The following is a 17,000-nucleotide window of genomic DNA, read 5'->3' on the forward strand; positions in this document are numbered from 1 at the left end:
ACATAATCGTGAGTATTCTCTTGCCTCGGCCGCGTAACCGGCCTATTTCGATGAATTAACGATTCATATCGTATACGTCTGCGGAGTCATTTGGCGGCCATGCCCGGTTCCACCACCAAGCCGCGGTTCGTCCTCAAGGTTGCATCGCCGTTCCGCATGCTGCGATTGGGGCTTCGCGATCTGCCGATCCGCACCCGGACCATCGTGCTCCTGCTCGCCTGCGTCGGCATCGTCGCGACGGGGTGGGAAACGCCCTCCATGGTGCAGTTGCCGATCCTGTTGGCGGCGGCGGGCTGCGTGACATCCCTGCACGCCCGCGTTTTCCGCGTTCTGGGCGGCCGGCTTTCCGCCCGGATGGCGAAGCGCCAGCGCGACGAGGCGCTTCGGCGCCGTTTCCAGAGCCTTTGCGCCATCGGAGACTTCCCGCAGCGGCAGGAACGCGTGTCCGATCTGGTCGTGTTCATCGCCGCCAAGGCCGGCTGCTCCTGCAACGAGCAGAAGCAGCTCGCCGTGGCATCGACCCTGCACCGGATCGGTCTGGTGTCGCTCCCGCCTTGCGGCGCGCAGAGCCGGAAGGCGGTATCGCGCCGGGCCGCCGACATGGCCGCGCGTCTGCTGGCCGGCAACACGCATCTCGACCGTCTGGCGATCGAGATGGCGAGCTGCCACGGGGAAAGCTGGGACGGCAGCGGCGAGGCGTTCGGTCTGGCCGGTGAAACGATCCCGTTCTCGGCCCGGCTGTTGCACGTGGCGCTGGCGCTGGACGCGCTGCTGCCGCGAACCGGAAATCTCCCCCTCCGGGCCGATCTGCTGCGGATCGCCACGCGCCTGGAGGCGGAGGGCGGCCGCACGCTCGATCCGACGCTGGCCGGCTTGTCCCTTCTGCACATCGACGCGCTGGACGGTCTGCTCCAGTCGCATTTCGGCCGGCACAGCCTGTGCAGTGCAGCGCTGCCAGGATGGCCGCAGCGGGAGCCGAGCTACGCGGTCGGTGCCGCTCTCACCACGGCTTGACCCGCAACGCGGGGGATCGCCCTCGACGGCGATCCGCCCGGTTTGCTAAACGCGCTCCCCCATGATCTGAACAGGAGCGCCGCATGGCACCCGTATCCGCCCGCACGCGGCGGAGCGGCCGCGCCGTCTTCATCGCGGTGCTGTCCTTTCTGTTCGCGCACTGGCGACGCAGGCCCGCCCTTGTCGGCGTGGTGGCCGGCGGCATGGCGCTCGCCACGCTGACCGATGTTCTGACGCCGATCCTGTCCGGCCGTCTGGTGGACGACGTGACGCGCCTGCCGCCCGGTCTGCTGGGAACCGGCGAAGCTGCCCGCCCGCCCGAGGCGCTGGCGGCGCTGCACGACGCGCTGCGGATGCTGGGCGGGCTCGCCGCTCTGGGCGTGTGCTCCGTGCTCGGCCGACGCATCGGCTTCATCGGCATCACGCGGCTCACCGTGCGGATCATGAGCGACATCGCCCGCTCCGCCTTCGCACGCGTGCAGCGTTTCTCCGCCGATTGGCACGCCAACAATTTCGCCGGCTCCACCGTGCGTCGCGTCACGCGCGGCATGTGGGCGGTGGACCAGCTCGACGACACGCTGCTGCTGATGCTGCTGCCGAGCCTGCTGGTGCTGGTCGGAACCACCGTGGTGCTGTCGTTCCGCTGGCCGGTGATGGGGCTGATCCTGGGCGTGGGCTCGGTCGCCTTCGCCGCCCTGTCGATCGGCATGACCTTGTTCTATGTGGCGCCGTCCGCGCGTCTGGCGAACCAGTGGGACACGCGCGTCGGCGCGTCGCTGGCGGATTCCGTCACCTGCAACGCGGTGGTGAAGGCGTTCGGCGCGGAAAGCCGCGAGGATGCGCGTCTCGACCGCGTGCTGCACCGCTGGGCCAGCCGCACCACGCGCACCTGGCTGCGCGGCACCGATAGCGGAAACCTGCAGAACTTCGCGCTGACGCTGCTGCGTCTGACGCTGATCGCCGCCGTGCTGTTTCTGTGGTGGCGCGGCCGGGCCGGTGCCGGCGACGTCGCCTACGTGCTGACCATGATGTTCCTGGTGCAGGGCTATCTGCGCGATATCGGCCAGCAGATCAGCACGGTGCAGCGCTCGGTGAACGAGATGGAGGAACTGGTCGCGCTCTACGACCAGCCGCTCGGCGTGCAGGACCGGCCCGGCGCCGCCGCGATCCGGATCGAGCGCGGTGCGATCCGCTTCGAGCATGTGCGCTTCCGCTATGCCGGCCAGCCGCGCGCGCTCTACGACGATCTCGACCTGCTGATCCCGGCCGGGTCTCGGGTCGGGCTGGTCGGGCCATCCGGCTCCGGCAAGACCACGCTGACCAAGCTGCTGCAACGCCTCTATGACGTGACCGGCGGCCGCATCCTGATCGACGGGCAGGACATCGCCGCCGTGACGCAGGAAAGCCTCCGCTCGCAGATCGCTCTGGTGCCGCAGGAGCCGGTGCTGTTCCACCGCTCGCTCGCCGAGAACATCGCCTATGGCCGCCCCGGCGCGTCCCTGCCGGAGATCCGCGAGGCGGCGCGTCTCGCCAACGCGCTCGAGTTCGTCGAGCGGCTGCCGGGCGGGTTCAACACGCTGGTCGGCGAGCGCGGCGTGAAGCTGTCCGGCGGCGAGCGCCAGCGCATCGCCATCGCCCGCGCCTTCCTGGCCGATGCGCGCGTGCTGATCCTGGACGAAGCGACCTCGAGCCTGGATTCCGAATCCGAGGCGCTGGTGCAGGAGGCGATGGGGCGGCTGATGCAGAACCGCACCGTGATCGTGATCGCGCACCGCCTGTCGACCGTGGTCTCCCTGGACCGCATCCTGGTGTTCGAGCACGGGCAACTGGTCGAGGACGGGTCGCATGACGCGCTGCTGGAGCGGCCGGACGGGTTGTATCGCCGGCTCTACGACCGGCAGTCGCTGGGGCTGGCGGCGGAATAAACGCTGGCCGGCCAAGCGTCCTGTTTCGCTCCGTGCCGATCGCGTCAGGCAGGAACGGAAGCGGCCCATGCGGCCAGGGTGAGCAGGCCGGGATGGCGTGCCCGGAGCGCCGGGATATCCGCAGCGAACCCGTCTCGCGCGATCCATTCGAACATGAGCCGGAAATCCTCCGGCAGCTTCGCGCGCAGCATGCCGGGGATGTCGAAGGCGGGCGCAGGGCGCAGGCCGGCGCGGCGCAGCGTGCGCGCCGCATCCTGCCAGGTCAGCGCATCTCCGGCGATCTCCAGCTCCCGGCCGGTGTAGCTTTCGGGCTGCTCGAACGCTTCCGCCGCGAACCAGCCGACATCGCGCGCCGACGCCATCTGCATCGGCCGACCGTCGGCGAGATAGCTCTTCATCATCGACAGCATGGTGGCGCGGAAGACGACGGTCCGGAAATTCTCCATGAAGGCCGCCGGCCTCAGGATGGTCGCATTCAGGCTCAGCCCGGCGATATGACGCTCGATCGCGCGCTTGCTTTGGAAATGCGGCACGCCGCTGTTCCGCTCCACGCCGGCGGCGGAGCATTGCACGAAGTGACGCACACCGGCTTCGGCCGCGAGCGTCGCCAGCCGCTTGCCCTGCCGTTCCTCGCCCGCCGGCCCTTGCTTCATCGGCGTCTGCACCGCCAGCACGCCGTGGGCCCAGGAGAGCGCGGCGCGCAGCGATGCGTCGTCGTCCAGATCGCCGATGGCGAGTTCGACGCCCTGGGCCGCGAGCGCCTTCGCTCTGGGCGCATCGGCGTTGCGGACCAGCGCGCGCAGCCGCCAGCGCCTGGGCCTTCGAAGCAGTTCGGCCAGCGTCGCGCCGCCCTGGTTGCCGGTCGCTCCGGTGATGAGCAGGATTTGATGAGGCATGGTCTTTCTCCGCTGCCCGAGGCTAGGCGGTCGCGGATTGGCGAACCAGCAGCGCTGGAATAGACAGACCGTTCGCAAAACCGGAACGGTCCGATGCAGCTGGACGATCTTCGTGTGTTCCTCCGCATCGTCGATGGCGGCGGTCTGTCGAAAGCCGCGAACCTCGCCGGCGTGCCGAAATCCTCGTTGAGCCGCGCGCTTTCCCGGTTGGAAAGCGAGACGGCGCTGCGCCTGTTCGAGCGCGGCGGACGCGACCTCCGGCTGAGCGAGGCGGGCCGGCTGTTGTTGCCGCATGCACGTCGCATTCTCGACGATGTGGCGGAAGCCGGCGCCGCGTTGGACGGGATGAACGGCGCACCGCGCGGCACGCTGCGGATCAACGCCGCGATGACCTATGCGCTGGGCATGATCGCACCGATGCTGCCGGGCTTCATCGCCCGCTTTCCCGAGCTGCGCGTGGTGCTGGAAACCGAGAACCGCGTGGTCGACATGATGCGCGAGGAGGTGGACGTCGCGATCCGCATCGGCGCCCTGCCGGATTCCGATCTGATCGCGCGCAAGCTCGGCCGGATCGAACTCTGGCCTTGCACGAGCCCCGATTATCTGGCCCGGCGCGGCCTGCCCGAAACCCCGGCCGATCTGTCCGGCCACACGCTGTTCGGGTGGCAGGACCGGCCGGGCGAATGGCGGTTCGTCGACGGCGCCGGCATCGCCCACGTCGCGCCGGTTCCGGCCGGCACGGTCGTGCCCGAACCGGCGGTCTTGCAGGTCCTGCTGGCGGGCGGGGCCGGGATCGGGCGGCTGCCGGATTTCCTCGCCCGGCCTTCGGTGGCGCAGGGAACGCTTTGCCGTCTGCTGCCGGCCTATCGCGCCGAGCACGTCGAGGCGCACGCCGTGTTCCCGTCGCACCGGAGCCTGTCCGCCAAGGTGCGGCTGTTCGTCGACGCCCTCGTGGCGTTTCTCCGGGATGGGGCGTCTCAGCCGGATCGAGACGTCGCCGGCGAAGCCGGGATCAGCACGCCCGCAGCGTGATCCGGATCATCTCCGACGGGCAGCCCAGCCGGAACGCGAAGCCGGGCCAGATGCCTGTGCCGTTGCCGACGATCAGGGTCATCTTGCCGACGCGATAGCGGCCGGACACGTAGCCGTCATTGCCGCGCGCCACCATCCGGGCGAGGCCGGGCATCATGCCGCCATGGGTGTGTCCGGAAAGCTGGAGCGCCACGCCGCGGGCGGCCCGGCGTTTGGCATGGCCCGGCTGGTGGTCGAGTAGGACCACCGGAGCGCCGGACGGTGCGCCCGCAAGGGCAGCGTCGAGATCGGGCGGCGTTTGGTCGTGCCTGCGGGCGGACAGATCGGTGACGCCGGCGATCGTCAGATGGTCGGCGCCGCGCGCGATCGCCACATGCGCGTTGGGCAGCATGCGGAGGCCGAGTCCGGAAAGATGCCGCATCCAGGAGGCATAATCGAAGAAGTACTCGTGGTTGCCGGGAATGCCGAGCACGCCGTCCGGCGCGCGCAGAGCGTGCAGCGGGGCGATGTCCGCGCGCCGCATCGCCACCGAACCGTCGATGAAATCGCCCGTGATCGCGATCAGATCGGCGCCGGCGCCGTTGGCGCGGGCCACCACCTGCTCGGCCCAGCGACGGGGAAACAAGCGGCCCAGATGCAGATCCGTCAGATGCAGCACTCTGTAGCCGTCGAAGGCGGGCGCCAGCCCGGCGATGGCGACGACCTTGTCGCGCACCGGCGGCACGCGCACCGCGTTGCGGACACCCAGCGCGCAGAGGATCGACACCAGCGCGCCCGCACCGAGCCGGACGGACGGCGGAATGCCGCACCACGCGCCCTGAACCAGCGACACGATCGCCGCGACGAGTTCCGCGGCCAGCATCAGCAGCGCCAGCATCGGGATCGCCGCAAACCCCCAGTTGAACAGCAGCACCAGCGGGCGCGGAAATTCGGGCGCGAACACCGAGCCGGAAGAAAGCCGGTTCCACTGGTGGAACTGCGACAGCACGAGCAGCAGCAGCGCCGCCGGCAGCTTGATCGCGAGCCCGATCGGCAGCGGCCAGAGCCAGAGGAACAGCACCAGCAGAACCGGCAGCAGCGACACCAGACGGAACAGGATCAACGCGACGGCTCCAGGCCCAAATTGCGCAGCAGGTAGCGCACCTGCTTGTTCGGCGACGGCGTTCCCGTGCCGACCGGCTCGAATCCCATCGCGGCGTGGAACGCGTCCGAGCCCGGATTGGGCGGGTCCGCATTCACCTCGCACACCACGTGCGCGTGTCCCGCTGCTTCCGCGCGTGCGAACAACGCCGCGTAGAGGCTCCGCGCCAGACCACGGCCACGTGCGTGTCCGGCGACCACCACCCGGTCGACATAAACGAAGCGCGGGTAGCGTTCGCGGAACCAGAGGAAGTTCGGGCTCCGGTAATCCGCGTCATGGTCGAAGGCGATCAGCAGCGCGTCCGCTTCGCCGATCCGTGCGGCCATGAAGGCCATGCCCGACAGGCGCGCCAGTCCGGCAGCATCCAGATCGGACAGATGCCCGGCATCTTCCTGGTTGAGCGCCAGCAGCGCCGCGGACGGCGTGCCGCCGACCGGCTCGACCGATACGCTCACGCTTCGGCCGGCGCCACCATGCGGCCGAGCGGCGCCCCGCCGAACAGATGCACATGGAAATGCGGCACTTCCTGCCCGCCATGCGCGCCCATGTTGGAGAGCAGCCTGTAGCCCGGCTCGTCCAGCCCGAGATCGCGCGCCACCTGACCCACCGCACGCACGAAGCCGGCGATCGCTTCCGTCGGCGCCTGCGCAGCGAAATCCGCGAACGACACGTAGGGTCCCTTGGGGATCACCAGCACATGCACGGGCGCCTGCGGGGCGATGTCGTGGAAGGCCAGCGCGTGCTCGTTCTCGAACACCTTCCGGCAGGGGATCTCGCCGCGCAGGATCCGCGCGAAGATGTTGGCATCGTCGTAATCGCTCAGGCCCGGCACCGGCATGCTTCAGTCCTCCTGCACGCGCGACGAGGCGCGGGATTGTTTCTCCGCGATGCCGCTGGTGCCCTCGCGCCGGTGCAGTTCGCTCCAGATCTCGGAAGGCTGCACGCCCGCATCCACCCACATGACGATCAGGTGGTAGAGCACGTCGGCGCTTTCGCCGACCAGCTTGTCGCTGCGTCCGGCGACCGCCTCGATCAGGCATTCCACCGCTTCCTCGCCGAATTTCTGCGCCACCTTGGCGGTCCCGCGCGACAGGAGGCGAGCGGAATGGGAGATGTTCGGATCGGCATCGCGTCGTGCGGTCACGACCTCGAACAGCCGGTCCAGCACGGCGGCGTTGGCGCCGTCGAGAGTCGCGGTCTGCACCGCCGCGCCGGTCGTGCGCACGGCGCGGCGCACGGTCTTGCTGACCGTGGCGGCCTTCTTGGCGCCGTTCTTCTTGTTCGCGGTCTTGGGAGCCGCAGCCGATTTCGCGGCCGCGCCCTTGGCGGCCTGCGCCTTCTTGTTCGCGGTCTTCTTGGTCGCCGCGGCCTTGGGTTCGGTCGCCACCGCCAGCTCCATCTGTTCGGTCCGGTTCCGGGCGGCGGCGGATTTCTTGGCGGCGCGCTTGGGGGGCTTGGACATCACACGGGATCCTGGCTGGAAGCGGGCGGGCGCACGGGTTGGCCGGCGTCGCGCAACGCCTGCTTGACCTCCGCCACGGTGAAACGCCCGAAATGAAACACGCTGGCGGCGAGGAGCCCGGTCGCGCCCGCCTCGGCGCCTTCCACGAAATGCCGCAACTCGCCGACGCCACCCGACGCCACCACCGGCACACGCACGGTTCCGCAGACGCGACGGAGCAGATCGAGATCGAAGCCGTTGCCGGTGCCGTCGCGGTCCATGCTGGTGAGCAGGATCTCGCCCGCGCCGCGCTCGGCCATCTCGCGGCACCAGGCCACCGCATCGCGGCCGGTGCCGGTGCGGCCGCCATGGGTGAACACCTCCCAGCCGCCCTTGCCGTCGGCGCGCGCGTCCACCGCCACCACCACGCATTGCGAGCCGAACTTCTCCGCCGCTTCGGACACCAGCTCGGGACGCGCCACGGCCGACGAGTTCATTGAACACTTGTCGGCGCCGGCCAGAAGCAGGCGGCGCATGTCGGCGGTGGAGCGTATGCCGCCGCCGACGGTCAGCGGCAGGAAGATGCGCGCCGCCGTGCGTCCCACCACGTCGAGAATGGTGTCGCGGTTCTCGTGGCTGGCGGTGATGTCGAGAAAGGTGAGCTCGTCAGCGCCGGCGGCGTCATACACCGCCGCCTGTTCCACGGGATCGCCCGCATCCCGCAGGGACACGAAATTCACCCCCTTCACCACGCGGCCGTCCTTGACGTCCAGGCAGGGGATCACACGGAGCTTGAGCATCAGCCGAGCGCACGCAGCGCATCGCGCGGGTCGATGCGGCCGTCATACAGCGCACGCCCGACGATCACGCCTTCGATGCCGGGGAAATTGGCCGCTGCCGTCTTCAGTGCGTGCAGATGCTCGATCGCGCCGACGCCGCCGGAGGCGACCACGGGCGTCGACAGCCGGGCGGACAGGGCGCAGGTCTGTTCCACGTCGAGCCCGGTCAGCATGCCGTCGCGGGCGATCTCGGTGAACACAATCGCCGACACGCCGGCATCCTCCATCCGCAGCGCCAGCTCGCTGGCGGAAAGATCGGAAACCTCCGCCCAGCCTTCGGTCGCCACGCGCCCGTCGCGCGCGTCGATGCCGCAGACGATCCGGCCCGGAAAGGCGCGGCAGGCGTCGCGCACCAGATCGGGGTTCTTCACCGCCGCACTGCCCAGGATGACGCGGGTGATGCCGGCCGACAGCCAGCGCTCGATCGCCGCCATGTCGCGCAGACCGCCGCCGAGCTGCACCGGCACCTCGGCATTGGCGATGATCGCCTCGATCGCTTCCGCATTCACCGAATGGCCGGCGAAGGCGCCGTTCAGATCCACCACATGCAGCCAGCGGCACCCGGCGGCGACCCAGTTGCGGGCCTGCGCGCCCGGATCGTCGGAATAGACCGTGGCGTCGTCCATCTCGCCGCGACGCAGACGCACGCAGGCGCCGTCCTTGAGGTCGATCGCCGGATAAAGGGTGAGGGGCCTCTGGTCGGGCACGGGTTTCTCCGGTTTCGGTCGGGCAGGGCTGCCGGCGGGTGTGACCTGTTTCGCGGTGGGGGCCGTCTCGGCGCCGCGCTCCTGCAACAGCTTGGTGAAGAAGAAGCCGCCCACCACCTCGCCGCCGACGCGGGCATAATGCGGATGGGTGCCCCAATGCTGGAAGCCCAGCGTGCGATAAAGCCGGATCGCCGCGGTCTGGGTTTCCCGGACGTCGAGATTGAGCACGCGGTAGCCGAGATTGCGGGCGCAGTCCTCGACGGCTTCCACCATCATCAGCGCCAGACCGTGTCCGCGCGCATAGGGCGCCAGGAAGGAATGCATCAGCGTGGCGGTCATCGCCTGCGCCTCGTTGTTGCGCGGTGGCCGCAACAGCTGGGTGGCGCCGACGATCACCCCGTCGAGCCGCGCCACGAACAGAGCACGCTCCGGCACCAGCAGGATGCCGCGGAAATACTGCTCCAGGGAGCGCCGTCCGGGCGATTGCACCCAGCCGAACCCGCCGCCATCCAGGATGGCCGCATCCGTCGCCTCGCAGAGCTGCTCCAACTCGTCGTCGTCGAGCGCCGAAACCCGCTCTGCCGCCAGGATCGGGGAGTCGCCGCTCACGCGCCGGGAGCCCAGCGCAGGAAGTTGGCCAGGATGCGAAGCCCGACGCGCTGGCTCTTCTCGACATGGAACTGCGTGCCGGCGCGGTTGCCGCGCGCCACCAGGGCCGGGACCGCGCCGCCGTACTCGGTGGTGGCGACCAGCTCGGCCGGATCGAAGCCGGTCAAGGCGAAGGAATGCACGAAATAGCCGTGATCGCCGGGGGCGAGCCCGTCGGTGAGCGGATGGGCGCCGGGCGTGAAGTCGAGCGCGTTCCAGCCCATCTGCGGCAGGCGCAGGCCCGGTGCGTCCATGCGGGCGATATCGCCGCGTATCCAGCCGAAGCCGGGGGTTTCGCCGTATTCCAGGCCGCGCTCGGCCATGAGCTGCATGCCGACGCAGATGCCGAGGAACGGCGTGCCGGCGTCGGTGGCGCGCTCGATCGCGTCGCGCAGACCGCCCGCGCCGGCCAGGCCCCGGGCGCAGTCGGCGAAGGCGCCCTGGCCGGGCAGCACGATGCGGTTCGCGCGCAGAACCGTGTCCGGATCGCCGCTCACCACGATCTCGGCGTCGATGCCGGTGCGCGCGGCGGCTTCCGCCAGAGCGCGGGATGCGGAGGCGAGATTGCCGCCCTGATAGTCGACCACGACCACCAGACCGCCCGCCGGCAAGGGACGGACGCTCATGCCGGGCGCCCGACCAGATCGGGACGCTTGTCCAGCAGACGCACCAGAGCGTGGCCGCGATCGAGACCGGAGACGAGCGGCCCCGGCGTCCAGCCGCCTTGGGTCATTTCCCAGCCGCGCCAGTCGGACGCGAAGGCGCCGATGGCGACATGCAGGCCGAGCGGCAGCGCCCAGCCCCCGGCGAGATGGCGGGCGGCCAGCAGAGCGAGCAGGGTGACGGCGCAGGCCAGCAGCGCGCAAAGCCAGCTTCCCCGGCGCAGGAACACGAGCCAGCCGAACAGAAGACCCCAGACGGAGAAACCCTCGCGCACCATGACGGGCGGCCGCGACGGATCGCCGCCGGGCGGCGGAAACCAGGGGGTGTAGAGCCTCACAGCGAGCCCTTGGTGGAGGGAATGCGCCCCGCCGAGCGCGGATCGGGCTCCGTCGCCATGCGCAGGGCGCGCGCGACCGCCTTGAAGCAGCCTTCGGCGATGTGGTGGTTGTTGCTGCCGGCCTTCTGGTTGATGTGCAGCGAGAGCCCGGCATTGGACGAGAAACCGCGAAAGAATTCCTCGAACAATTCGGTGTCCATCTCGCCGATCTTGTCGCGCGGGAACCGCACGTCCCAGACCAGGAAGGAGCGGCCGGAGATGTCGATCGCCGCTTCCACCAGCGCCTCGTCCATCGGCACCACGGCATGGCCGTAGCGCCGGATGCCGGCCTTGTCGCCGATGGCGCGGGTGAAACACTGGCCGAGAACGATGCCGATATCCTCGGTGGTGTGGTGGAAATCGACCTGCAGGTCGCCGATCGCCTTCACCTCGAGATCGAAGCAGGCATGCCGGGCGAGCGCGGTCAGCATGTGGTCCAGAAAACCGATCCCGGTCTCGATCCGGGAGCGGCCGCTGCCGTCCAGATCGAGCGACAGGGTGATGTCGGTTTCGGCCGTGGCGCGATGGAGCGTGGCGGTTCTGGAGCCGGTGGCGGTGTCGTCCTGCATGGCCCGGAGTCTACAGCACCGCCCGGTGCGACACCATATTCCGCCCGGCTCAGCCGGTGGCAAAGCTTTGCACGAGGCTGCCCGCCACCAGATGCCAGCCATCCACCATCACGAAGAAGATCAGCTTGAACGGCAGGGAGATGGCCGAAGGCGGCAGCATCATCATGCCGAGGCTCATCAGCACGCTCGACACCACGATGTCGATCACCAGGAACGGCAGATAGAGTAGGAAGCCCATCTCGAAGCCGCGCCGCAGTTCGCCGATCATGAAGGCTGGCACCAGAGCGCGCCAGGGCGTGTCGTCCGGGGAAGCGGGCACCGGCAGCTTGGCGATATCGAGAAACAAACGCAGATCGGGCGGCCGGATGTTGTGCGCCATGAAGTGGCGGAACGGTTCGGCGGCGAGGCGCAGCCCGTCCAGCTCGGCCAGCTTGCCGGCCATCATCGGCGCGATGCCGTCGTTCCAGGAGGCGAGCAGGGTCGGCTGCATCACGAAGAAGGTGAGAAACAGCGCCAGCCCGATCAGCACCGTGTTGGGCGGCGTGCCCTGCGCCCCGATCGCCGAGCGCAGCAGCGACAGCACGATGACGATCCGGGTGAAGCCGGTGACCATCACCAGCAGGCTCGGTGCCAGGGAAAGCAGGGTGATCAGCGCGGTGAGCTGGACCAGGCGTCCGGTGGCGCCGGCATCGCCGGAATGGCCGAGATCGATGCTGACCGCCTGGGCATGCGCCGCAGCCGGCAGAAGCACGAGGCCGGCGAGCCAGGCCGCGGCAAGAACGAAGGAGCGGACGCGCATCAAACGGGCTCCACCGTGAACTCCGTCGGGACGGGGGCGGGCGGCAAAGGCAGCAGAACGTCCGTGGCGCCGCCGGACAGCACCAGAACCTGTCGCCCGTCGCACTCGATGAGCACCAGACGCCGCTTGGCGTCGAGCGCCAGTTGCGCGGCCACGACCAGGCGGGCGCCGCCGGCGACGGAGAAGCGGGGACGAAGCAGGGGTGCGCCCCAACGAAGCAGAAAGATCAAACCCACAACGAGAACAAGCGCGCCGGTGGCACTCAGGAGATCGGTCGTCGACATGCTGCACGGCCTTTTGCCGGTGATGCGCGCAGGATGGATCGGCGCCGGTTAAGGCCCGGTAAACGGAAGAATCTTTTTGTTGTTAACCTTCCGGCAATTCCTGCCGGTCACACTGCATCCGAGACCGGGAAAGGATGAGCGGGTCATGGATGCGGGTGGAACGGACCTTCTGGGTCTCGCCGCGAACCGTCTGAACTGGCTGGACCAGCGTCAGAAGGTGCTCGCGCGCAACATCGCGAATTCCGACACGCCCGATTTCATGCCGCGTGACGAGCAGTCGTTCGACGACGTCATGCGCAAGGGCACGCTGGCCCCGACGCAGACGGACCCGATGCATCTCGCGGGCGACACCGCCAATGCCGGCACGGTGGCGATGAAGGTGAGAAGCCGGTCCATCAACGGGAACGGCGTCGCGCTGGACGAGCAGATGATGAAAGTCGCCGATACCGACACGCAACAACGCCTCGTGACCACGCTCTACAGCCGCTACATGGGCATGTTCCAGACCGCGATCGGCAAGGGCTGAACATGGATATCTCCCGCGCCCTCGACATCTCCGCCTCCGGACTCGACGCGCAGAGCCAGCGCCTGCGCGTGATCTCGGAAAACATGGCCAACGAGGACACGACCGGCTCCACGCCCGGTGCCGATCCGTATCGCCGCAAGATCATCACCTTCGCCGAGCAGGTGGATCGCGAAACCGGCGAATCCGAAGTGGAGGTGAAATCCATCGGCCGCGACCAGAGCGCATTCGGCAAGCGCTACGATCCGTCCCATCCGGCAGCGGACGCATCCGGCTACGTCAAGACCTCCAACGTCAGCTCGTTCATCGAGATGATGGACATGCGCGAGGCCGAGCGGTCCTACAGCGCCAATCTCGACACGATGCAGGCGACGCGGTCGATGATGACCCGCACCATCGATCTGCTGAAGTGAGCATGCGGCGATGAGCGACCTTCGCATGCTGTCCTCCCCGTCGGCGGCCGCCAGCGCTTATGCGCGCGTACAGTCGAGTGGCGGCATCGGCACCGGCGCGGACGAGATTGCCGAGACCGGCAGCGGAGGAAACGGCTTCGGCGCGATGCTCGGCAACGCATTGCAGAGCGTCGTGGCCTCAGGCCATGCGGCGGACAGCGCCGCCGCTGCCGGCATCAGCGGTCACGGCAATCTCACCCAGGTGGTGATGGCGGTGTCGCAGGCGCAGATGGCGCTGCAAACCACGACGGCCATACGCGACCGGGTAGTCTCGGCCTATCAGGACATCATGAAGATGTCGATCTGAACTGAAACGATCCAAAAAGGAGCGTGTCATGGCGGTTGACGACGTGGGAATGATCCTGCGCGCCATGTTTCTGGTGGTTCTGAAGCTTTCGGCGCCCGGTCTGGTGGCGGCACTGGTGGTCGGCGTGGTGATCTCGTTGATCCAGGCCGTCACGCAGATCAATGAAAGCACGTTGGCCTTCGTGCCGAAATTGTTGGTGATCGGCGTGGCCTTGTCCGTGGCCGGCCCGTTCATGTTCACCACACTCTTCGATTTCACCCATCTTCTGTTCGACCGCCTGATCGCGGCCGGCGGACAATGAGCGCCGAAGCGGAGGTTCTGGCCGCGCTGCCGAACTGGGCATTCGGTTTCGTGCTCGTTCTGGCGCGTGTCGGCGCCTGCTTCTCCATTCTTCCCGGGATCGGCGAGGCGGATACGCCCACCGTGATCAAGGCCGGAATCGCCGTGGGCGTGTCCGGGTTGATCCTGCCTGCGGCCTTGCCGCTTCTGCCGGGCGCCGCGCTCGGGCCGATGCGCGTTCTGGCCGTGATTGCCGGCGAGGTCGGATGCGGGCTTCTGTTGGGCTGGCTCGCCCGTCTGCTCGTGATGGCGCTGCCGATCGCAGGGCAGGTGATCGCGGTGCAGATCGGCCTGTCCAGCGTTCTGAACCCGGACCCCGCGCTCGGTTCGCAGACCAGCGGCACCAGCCGGCTTCTGGGTCTCGTCGGACCGCTTCTGATCCTGTCGACCGGGCTTTATGCGATGCCGCTCGAGGCGCTGATCGGATCGTATCACCTGTTTCCACCGGGACGGATGCTGCCGGCCGGCGATATGGCGCAAACGGTGGCGCAGGCGACATCGGGGTGTTTCGCCCTGGCGATGCGTCTGGCAGCGCCGCTGCTGATTGCCGGATTGATCTGGCAGTGCATGCTGGGCTTGTTGGCAAGGCTGGTGCCGTCTCTCCAGGTTTATTCCATGTCCATGCCGGGGCAGGTTCTGGGCGGTCTGCTGGTGTTCGGGCTGCTGTTGAAGCGTATTCTGGATGCCTGGATCGGTGCCGCGTCGGCCGGTTTCTCCGTTTTGCCGGGCTTGTAGGCGTCGATGGCGGATCAGGAGGATCGCACAGAAGCCCCATCGGCACGCCGGCTCGAAAAGGCGCGCGAAGAAGGGCAGGTCGCGGTATCGCGCGACATGCAGACCCTGGCGGGGCTGGGCTGCGCTACCTTCGCGCTGATGATGACGGGAAGCGTCCAGTTCGACCGTTTCGTCGGCGGCATGCGCCGCATGATGGAAAACCTCGCGAGTACCGATCTCGATGCGGGCATGCTCCTGGCCGTGCGCGAGGCGCTGGGGGATTGCGCGCGCATGGCGGGGCCGCCGGTTCTGGCGGCTGCGATCGGGTTCGTCGCCGTGACCCTGCTGCAGACCGGTTTTCTTCTGCGCTTCGCCGGTTTGGCGCCCCAACTTGGCCGGCTCAGTCCGGCCAAAGGGCTGAAGCGGATCTTCGGCGGCGACAACTTGATGGAAACGCTGAAGGCCCTGGTCAAGCTGGCGGCCTTCGTCATGGCGGTGCGGCAGCTTCTGGTCGGGCTGTGGCCGGTTCTTTCCGGTTCGATCGGCTGGGACGCGGCGACGCTGGCGTCGCGCTCGGCGAAACTGGTGCTGCACGGCATTCTGACCGTTCTGGCGGTCCAGGCCGGTATCGCGATCCTGGATGTCGCCTGGGTGCGCTACCGGCACACCGGCAAGCTGCGCATGAGCCGTCAGGAGGTCCGGGACGAACACAAGGAAAGCGACGGCGATCCGCATGTGAAGGGGCGGCTGCGCCAGCTCCGTCGGCAGCGCTCGAAGCGGCGGATGATCGACGCCGTGCCGAGCGCCACCGTGGTGATCACCAATCCGACCCATTATTCGGTGGCGCTCTTCTACGAGAACGGCGGAAAGGGCGCGCCGAAGATCGTCGCCAAGGGTTTGGACGAATTGGCGGCGCGGATCAGGGAGAAGGCGATCGACAGCAAGGTGCCGATCGTGTCGAACCCGCCTTTGGCGCGCGCGCTCTACACGGTGCCGCTCGATTCCGAGATACCGCGCGAGCATTTCCAGGCCGTGGCCGGGATCATCGCCTATGTCTGGCGTCTGCGTCGTCCGCCACCGGGGCCGCCCCCGGTGCGCTGACGGATCGGGCGCCCACACTGGAAATGATCGGATTTGTGCACTATTTGTTCACTCGACCGCCTCAAGATGGCTGCCGCCGTGCCAGTGCTGCCCAAGCCGGGTGCGGTGGGCTACGGTGGAACAAGGACGAGTTTAACGGATTGACCGCGCGAACCAGCGCCTCGGGAGCAGTACATGGACAAGAGCAAGGCGCTTGAAGGTGCGTTGACGCAGATCGAGCGCGCGTTCGGCAAGGGCTCCATCATGCGCATGGGCCAGCGCACCAACGACTCCGTCGAGGTCGTCTCCACCGGATCGCTCGGATTGGATATCGCACTCGGGATCGGCGGTCTGCCGCGCGGCCGGATCATCGAGATCTACGGGCCGGAAAGCTCCGGCAAGACGACCATGGCGCTGCACGTGATTGCCGAGGCGCAGAAGAAGGGCGGCATCTGCGCCTTCGTGGACGCGGAGCACGCGCTCGATCCCGGCTATGCCCGCAAGCTTGGCGTCGATATCGATAATCTGCTGATCAGTCAGCCGGATGCCGGCGAGCAGGCGCTGGAGATCGCCGACACGCTGGTACGCTCCGGGGCGATCGATGTCCTGGTGGTGGACAGCGTCGCCGCTCTGGTGCCGCGCGCCGAACTCGAAGGCGACATGGGCGACAGCCATGTCGGCCTGCATGCGCGTCTGATGAGCCAGGCTTTGCGCAAGCTGACCGGCACGGTGTCCCGCTCCAACACCATGATCATCTTCCTGAACCAGATCCGGATGAAGATCGGCGTGATGTTCGGCAGCCCGGAGACCACCACCGGCGGCAACGCGCTGAAATTCTACGCTTCCGTGCGTCTCGACATCCGCCGCATCGGGCAGATCAAGGAGAAGGACGAGGTCGTGGGCAACCAGACCCGCGTGAAGGTGGTGAAGAACAAGATGGCGCCGCCGTTCAAGCAGGTCGAGTTCGACATCATGTATGGCGAGGGCGTCAGCAAGATGGGCGAGCTGATCGATCTGGGCGTGAAGGCGAACATCGTCGAGAAATCCGGCGCGTGGTTCTCCTATGACAGCACGCGCATCGGCCAGGGCCGCGAGAACTCCAAGCAGTTCCTGCGCGACCACCCCGACATGGCCGACACCATCGAGAACAAGATCCGCGCCCAGGCCGGCGTGGTCGCCAACGCGATGATGGTGGCGCCGGACGAGCAGGAAGCCGCCGACGCCGAATGAAGCGCCCACCATCCGGGCCTC

General features: G+C 68.2%; 22 protein-coding genes. 10 read left to right on the forward strand and 12 right to left on the reverse strand.

The features are described from left to right. Positions 1 to 99 precede the first annotated feature (99 nt). Together ACZ5BM_RS13050 and ACZ5BM_RS13055 are read left to right on the forward strand one after the other, a co-directional pair. The gene (locus tag ACZ5BM_RS13050; protein ID WP_498908536.1) at positions 100 to 1,014 is read left to right on the forward strand and encodes an HD-GYP domain-containing protein; all 915 of its coding nucleotides are present in this window, start codon (positions 100 to 102) and stop codon (positions 1,012 to 1,014) included. 83 nt (positions 1,015 to 1,097) lie between these two features. Further along, on the forward strand, positions 1,098 to 2,939 hold the full coding sequence (locus tag ACZ5BM_RS13055) for an ABC transporter ATP-binding protein (protein ID WP_498908537.1): 1,842 nt from the start codon (positions 1,098 to 1,100) through the stop codon (positions 2,937 to 2,939). Positions 2,940 to 2,983: 44 nt separating this feature from the next. Here the strand turns inward: ACZ5BM_RS13055 and ACZ5BM_RS13060 are convergent, their stop codons facing one another. Further along, entirely contained in the window at positions 2,984 to 3,835 is an 852-nt protein-coding gene (locus ACZ5BM_RS13060) for an NmrA/HSCARG family protein (protein ID WP_498908538.1), read from the reverse strand. Positions 3,836 to 3,928: 93 nt separating this feature from the next. Between ACZ5BM_RS13060 and ACZ5BM_RS13065 the strand changes: the two genes are divergently transcribed. Beyond that, positions 3,929 to 4,867, forward strand: coding sequence for a LysR family transcriptional regulator (locus tag ACZ5BM_RS13065; protein ID WP_498908539.1), 939 nt, complete (start codon positions 3,929 to 3,931; stop codon positions 4,865 to 4,867). On the opposite strand, the gene ACZ5BM_RS13070 is transcribed toward ACZ5BM_RS13065, so the two are convergent. The 11 genes from ACZ5BM_RS13070 to ACZ5BM_RS13120 form a co-directional block, all read right to left on the reverse strand. Beyond that, positions 4,848 to 5,969 carry a metallophosphoesterase gene (locus ACZ5BM_RS13070; RefSeq protein WP_498908540.1) on the reverse strand — a complete coding sequence of 374 codons (1,122 nt, stop codon included), beginning with the start codon at positions 5,967 to 5,969 and terminating at the stop codon, positions 4,848 to 4,850. The two genes, ACZ5BM_RS13065 and ACZ5BM_RS13070, sit on opposite strands and share 20 nt — an antisense overlap. Continuing rightward, positions 5,966 to 6,463: a GNAT family N-acetyltransferase gene (locus ACZ5BM_RS13075; protein ID WP_498908542.1), complete on the reverse strand. Its 498-nt coding sequence runs from the start codon at positions 6,461 to 6,463 to the stop codon at positions 5,966 to 5,968. Before ACZ5BM_RS13075 ends, ACZ5BM_RS13070 begins: the two co-directional genes overlap by 4 nt. Beyond that, positions 6,460 to 6,846: a histidine triad nucleotide-binding protein gene (locus ACZ5BM_RS13080; protein WP_498908544.1), complete on the reverse strand. Its 387-nt coding sequence runs from the start codon at positions 6,844 to 6,846 to the stop codon at positions 6,460 to 6,462. The genes ACZ5BM_RS13075 and ACZ5BM_RS13080 overlap by 4 nt, the downstream gene beginning before the upstream one ends. 3 nt (positions 6,847 to 6,849) lie before the next feature. Further along, the gene (locus ACZ5BM_RS13085) at positions 6,850 to 7,407 is read right to left on the reverse strand and encodes a phosphoribosyl-ATP diphosphatase (RefSeq protein WP_498911624.1); all 558 of its coding nucleotides are present in this window, start codon (positions 7,405 to 7,407) and stop codon (positions 6,850 to 6,852) included. Positions 7,408 to 7,469: 62 nt separating this feature from the next. Beyond that, a complete protein-coding gene (hisF, locus tag ACZ5BM_RS13090) occupies positions 7,470 to 8,249 on the reverse strand; it encodes an imidazole glycerol phosphate synthase subunit HisF (protein WP_498908546.1) in 780 nt (259 codons plus the stop codon). Next, entirely contained in the window at positions 8,249 to 9,604 is a 1,356-nt protein-coding gene (gene hisA / locus ACZ5BM_RS13095) for a 1-(5-phosphoribosyl)-5-[(5-phosphoribosylamino)methylideneamino]imidazole-4-carboxamide isomerase (RefSeq protein WP_498908547.1), read from the reverse strand. Before hisA ends, hisF begins: the two co-directional genes overlap by 1 nt. After that, the gene (gene hisH, locus ACZ5BM_RS13100) at positions 9,601 to 10,269 is read right to left on the reverse strand and encodes an imidazole glycerol phosphate synthase subunit HisH (RefSeq protein WP_498908549.1); all 669 of its coding nucleotides are present in this window, start codon (positions 10,267 to 10,269) and stop codon (positions 9,601 to 9,603) included. Before hisH ends, hisA begins: the two co-directional genes overlap by 4 nt. Continuing rightward, on the reverse strand, positions 10,266 to 10,643 hold the full coding sequence (locus tag ACZ5BM_RS13105; protein ID WP_498908551.1) for a hypothetical protein: 378 nt from the start codon (positions 10,641 to 10,643) through the stop codon (positions 10,266 to 10,268). Before ACZ5BM_RS13105 ends, hisH begins: the two co-directional genes overlap by 4 nt. Further along, positions 10,640 to 11,251 carry an imidazoleglycerol-phosphate dehydratase gene (hisB, locus tag ACZ5BM_RS13110; RefSeq protein WP_498908553.1) on the reverse strand — a complete coding sequence of 204 codons (612 nt, stop codon included), beginning with the start codon at positions 11,249 to 11,251 and terminating at the stop codon, positions 10,640 to 10,642. Before hisB ends, ACZ5BM_RS13105 begins: the two co-directional genes overlap by 4 nt. A gap of 49 nt (positions 11,252 to 11,300) precedes the next feature. Then, a complete protein-coding gene (fliP, locus tag ACZ5BM_RS13115; RefSeq protein WP_498908555.1) occupies positions 11,301 to 12,050 on the reverse strand; it encodes a flagellar type III secretion system pore protein FliP in 750 nt (249 codons plus the stop codon). Continuing rightward, complete coding sequence (locus ACZ5BM_RS13120) at positions 12,050 to 12,334, reverse strand: flagellar biosynthetic protein FliO (protein ID WP_498908556.1); 285 nt, start codon at positions 12,332 to 12,334, stop codon at positions 12,050 to 12,052. Before ACZ5BM_RS13120 ends, fliP begins: the two co-directional genes overlap by 1 nt. A 145-nt stretch (positions 12,335 to 12,479) precedes the next feature. Between ACZ5BM_RS13120 and ACZ5BM_RS13125 the strand changes: the two genes are divergently transcribed. The 7 genes from ACZ5BM_RS13125 (at position 12,480) to recA (ending at position 16,979) form a co-directional block, all read left to right on the forward strand. After that, the gene (locus tag ACZ5BM_RS13125) at positions 12,480 to 12,860 is read left to right on the forward strand and encodes a flagellar basal body rod protein FlgB (RefSeq protein WP_498908558.1); all 381 of its coding nucleotides are present in this window, start codon (positions 12,480 to 12,482) and stop codon (positions 12,858 to 12,860) included. Between the two features lie 2 nt (positions 12,861 to 12,862). Continuing rightward, positions 12,863 to 13,270 carry a flagellar basal body rod protein FlgC gene (flgC, locus tag ACZ5BM_RS13130; RefSeq protein WP_498908560.1) on the forward strand — a complete coding sequence of 136 codons (408 nt, stop codon included), beginning with the start codon at positions 12,863 to 12,865 and terminating at the stop codon, positions 13,268 to 13,270. Positions 13,271 to 13,295: 25 nt separating this feature from the next. Continuing rightward, positions 13,296 to 13,616, forward strand: coding sequence for a flagellar hook-basal body complex protein FliE (gene fliE, locus ACZ5BM_RS13135; RefSeq protein WP_498911626.1), 321 nt, complete (start codon positions 13,296 to 13,298; stop codon positions 13,614 to 13,616). Positions 13,617 to 13,644: 28 nt separating this feature from the next. Then, positions 13,645 to 13,917, forward strand: a complete 273-nt coding sequence (locus tag ACZ5BM_RS13140) for a flagellar biosynthetic protein FliQ (RefSeq protein WP_498908562.1) — start codon at positions 13,645 to 13,647, stop codon at positions 13,915 to 13,917. After that, a complete protein-coding gene (locus ACZ5BM_RS13145; protein WP_498908563.1) occupies positions 13,914 to 14,690 on the forward strand; it encodes a flagellar biosynthetic protein FliR in 777 nt (258 codons plus the stop codon). The genes ACZ5BM_RS13140 and ACZ5BM_RS13145 overlap by 4 nt, the downstream gene beginning before the upstream one ends. Before the next feature lie 6 nt (positions 14,691 to 14,696). Next, the gene (locus ACZ5BM_RS13150) at positions 14,697 to 15,770 is read left to right on the forward strand and encodes an EscU/YscU/HrcU family type III secretion system export apparatus switch protein (RefSeq protein WP_498908566.1); all 1,074 of its coding nucleotides are present in this window, start codon (positions 14,697 to 14,699) and stop codon (positions 15,768 to 15,770) included. A gap of 174 nt (positions 15,771 to 15,944) precedes the next feature. Further along, on the forward strand, positions 15,945 to 16,979 hold the full coding sequence (gene recA, locus ACZ5BM_RS13155) for a recombinase RecA (RefSeq protein ID WP_498908567.1): 1,035 nt from the start codon (positions 15,945 to 15,947) through the stop codon (positions 16,977 to 16,979). Positions 16,980 to 17,000 lie beyond the last annotated feature (21 nt).

This window comes from Lichenicola sp. GTC18331, from assembly GCF_055386855.1.

Bases quoted from the DNA above. Each gene is read 5' to 3' on its own strand.
- ACZ5BM_RS13050 (WP_498908536.1), top strand. From the start codon at position 100: ATGCCCGGTTCCACCACCAAGCCGCGGTTCGTCCTCAAGGTTGCATCG.
- ACZ5BM_RS13055 (WP_498908537.1), top strand. From the start codon at position 1,098: ATGGCACCCGTATCCGCCCGCACGCGGCGGAGCGGCCGCGCCGTCTTC.
- ACZ5BM_RS13060 (WP_498908538.1), bottom strand. From the start codon at position 3,835: ATGCCTCATCAAATCCTGCTCATCACCGGAGCGACCGGCAACCAGGGC.
- ACZ5BM_RS13065 (WP_498908539.1), top strand. From the start codon at position 3,929: ATGCAGCTGGACGATCTTCGTGTGTTCCTCCGCATCGTCGATGGCGGC.
- ACZ5BM_RS13080 (WP_498908544.1), bottom strand. From the start codon at position 6,846: ATGCCGGTGCCGGGCCTGAGCGATTACGACGATGCCAACATCTTCGCG.
- ACZ5BM_RS13085 (WP_498911624.1), bottom strand. From the start codon at position 7,407: ATGGAGCTGGCGGTGGCGACCGAACCCAAGGCCGCGGCGACCAAGAAG.
- hisF (WP_498908546.1), bottom strand. From the start codon at position 8,249: ATGCTCAAGCTCCGTGTGATCCCCTGCCTGGACGTCAAGGACGGCCGC.
- hisH (WP_498908549.1), bottom strand. From the start codon at position 10,269: ATGAGCGTCCGTCCCTTGCCGGCGGGCGGTCTGGTGGTCGTGGTCGAC.
- hisB (WP_498908553.1), bottom strand. From the start codon at position 11,251: ATGCAGGACGACACCGCCACCGGCTCCAGAACCGCCACGCTCCATCGC.
- fliP (WP_498908555.1), bottom strand. From the start codon at position 12,050: ATGCGCGTCCGCTCCTTCGTTCTTGCCGCGGCCTGGCTCGCCGGCCTC.
- ACZ5BM_RS13120 (WP_498908556.1), bottom strand. From the start codon at position 12,334: ATGTCGACGACCGATCTCCTGAGTGCCACCGGCGCGCTTGTTCTCGTT.
- ACZ5BM_RS13125 (WP_498908558.1), top strand. From the start codon at position 12,480: ATGGATGCGGGTGGAACGGACCTTCTGGGTCTCGCCGCGAACCGTCTG.
- flgC (WP_498908560.1), top strand. From the start codon at position 12,863: ATGGATATCTCCCGCGCCCTCGACATCTCCGCCTCCGGACTCGACGCG.
- fliE (WP_498911626.1), top strand. From the start codon at position 13,296: ATGCTGTCCTCCCCGTCGGCGGCCGCCAGCGCTTATGCGCGCGTACAG.
- ACZ5BM_RS13140 (WP_498908562.1), top strand. From the start codon at position 13,645: ATGGCGGTTGACGACGTGGGAATGATCCTGCGCGCCATGTTTCTGGTG.
- ACZ5BM_RS13145 (WP_498908563.1), top strand. From the start codon at position 13,914: ATGAGCGCCGAAGCGGAGGTTCTGGCCGCGCTGCCGAACTGGGCATTC.
- ACZ5BM_RS13150 (WP_498908566.1), top strand. From the start codon at position 14,697: ATGGCGGATCAGGAGGATCGCACAGAAGCCCCATCGGCACGCCGGCTC.
- recA (WP_498908567.1), top strand. From the start codon at position 15,945: ATGGACAAGAGCAAGGCGCTTGAAGGTGCGTTGACGCAGATCGAGCGC.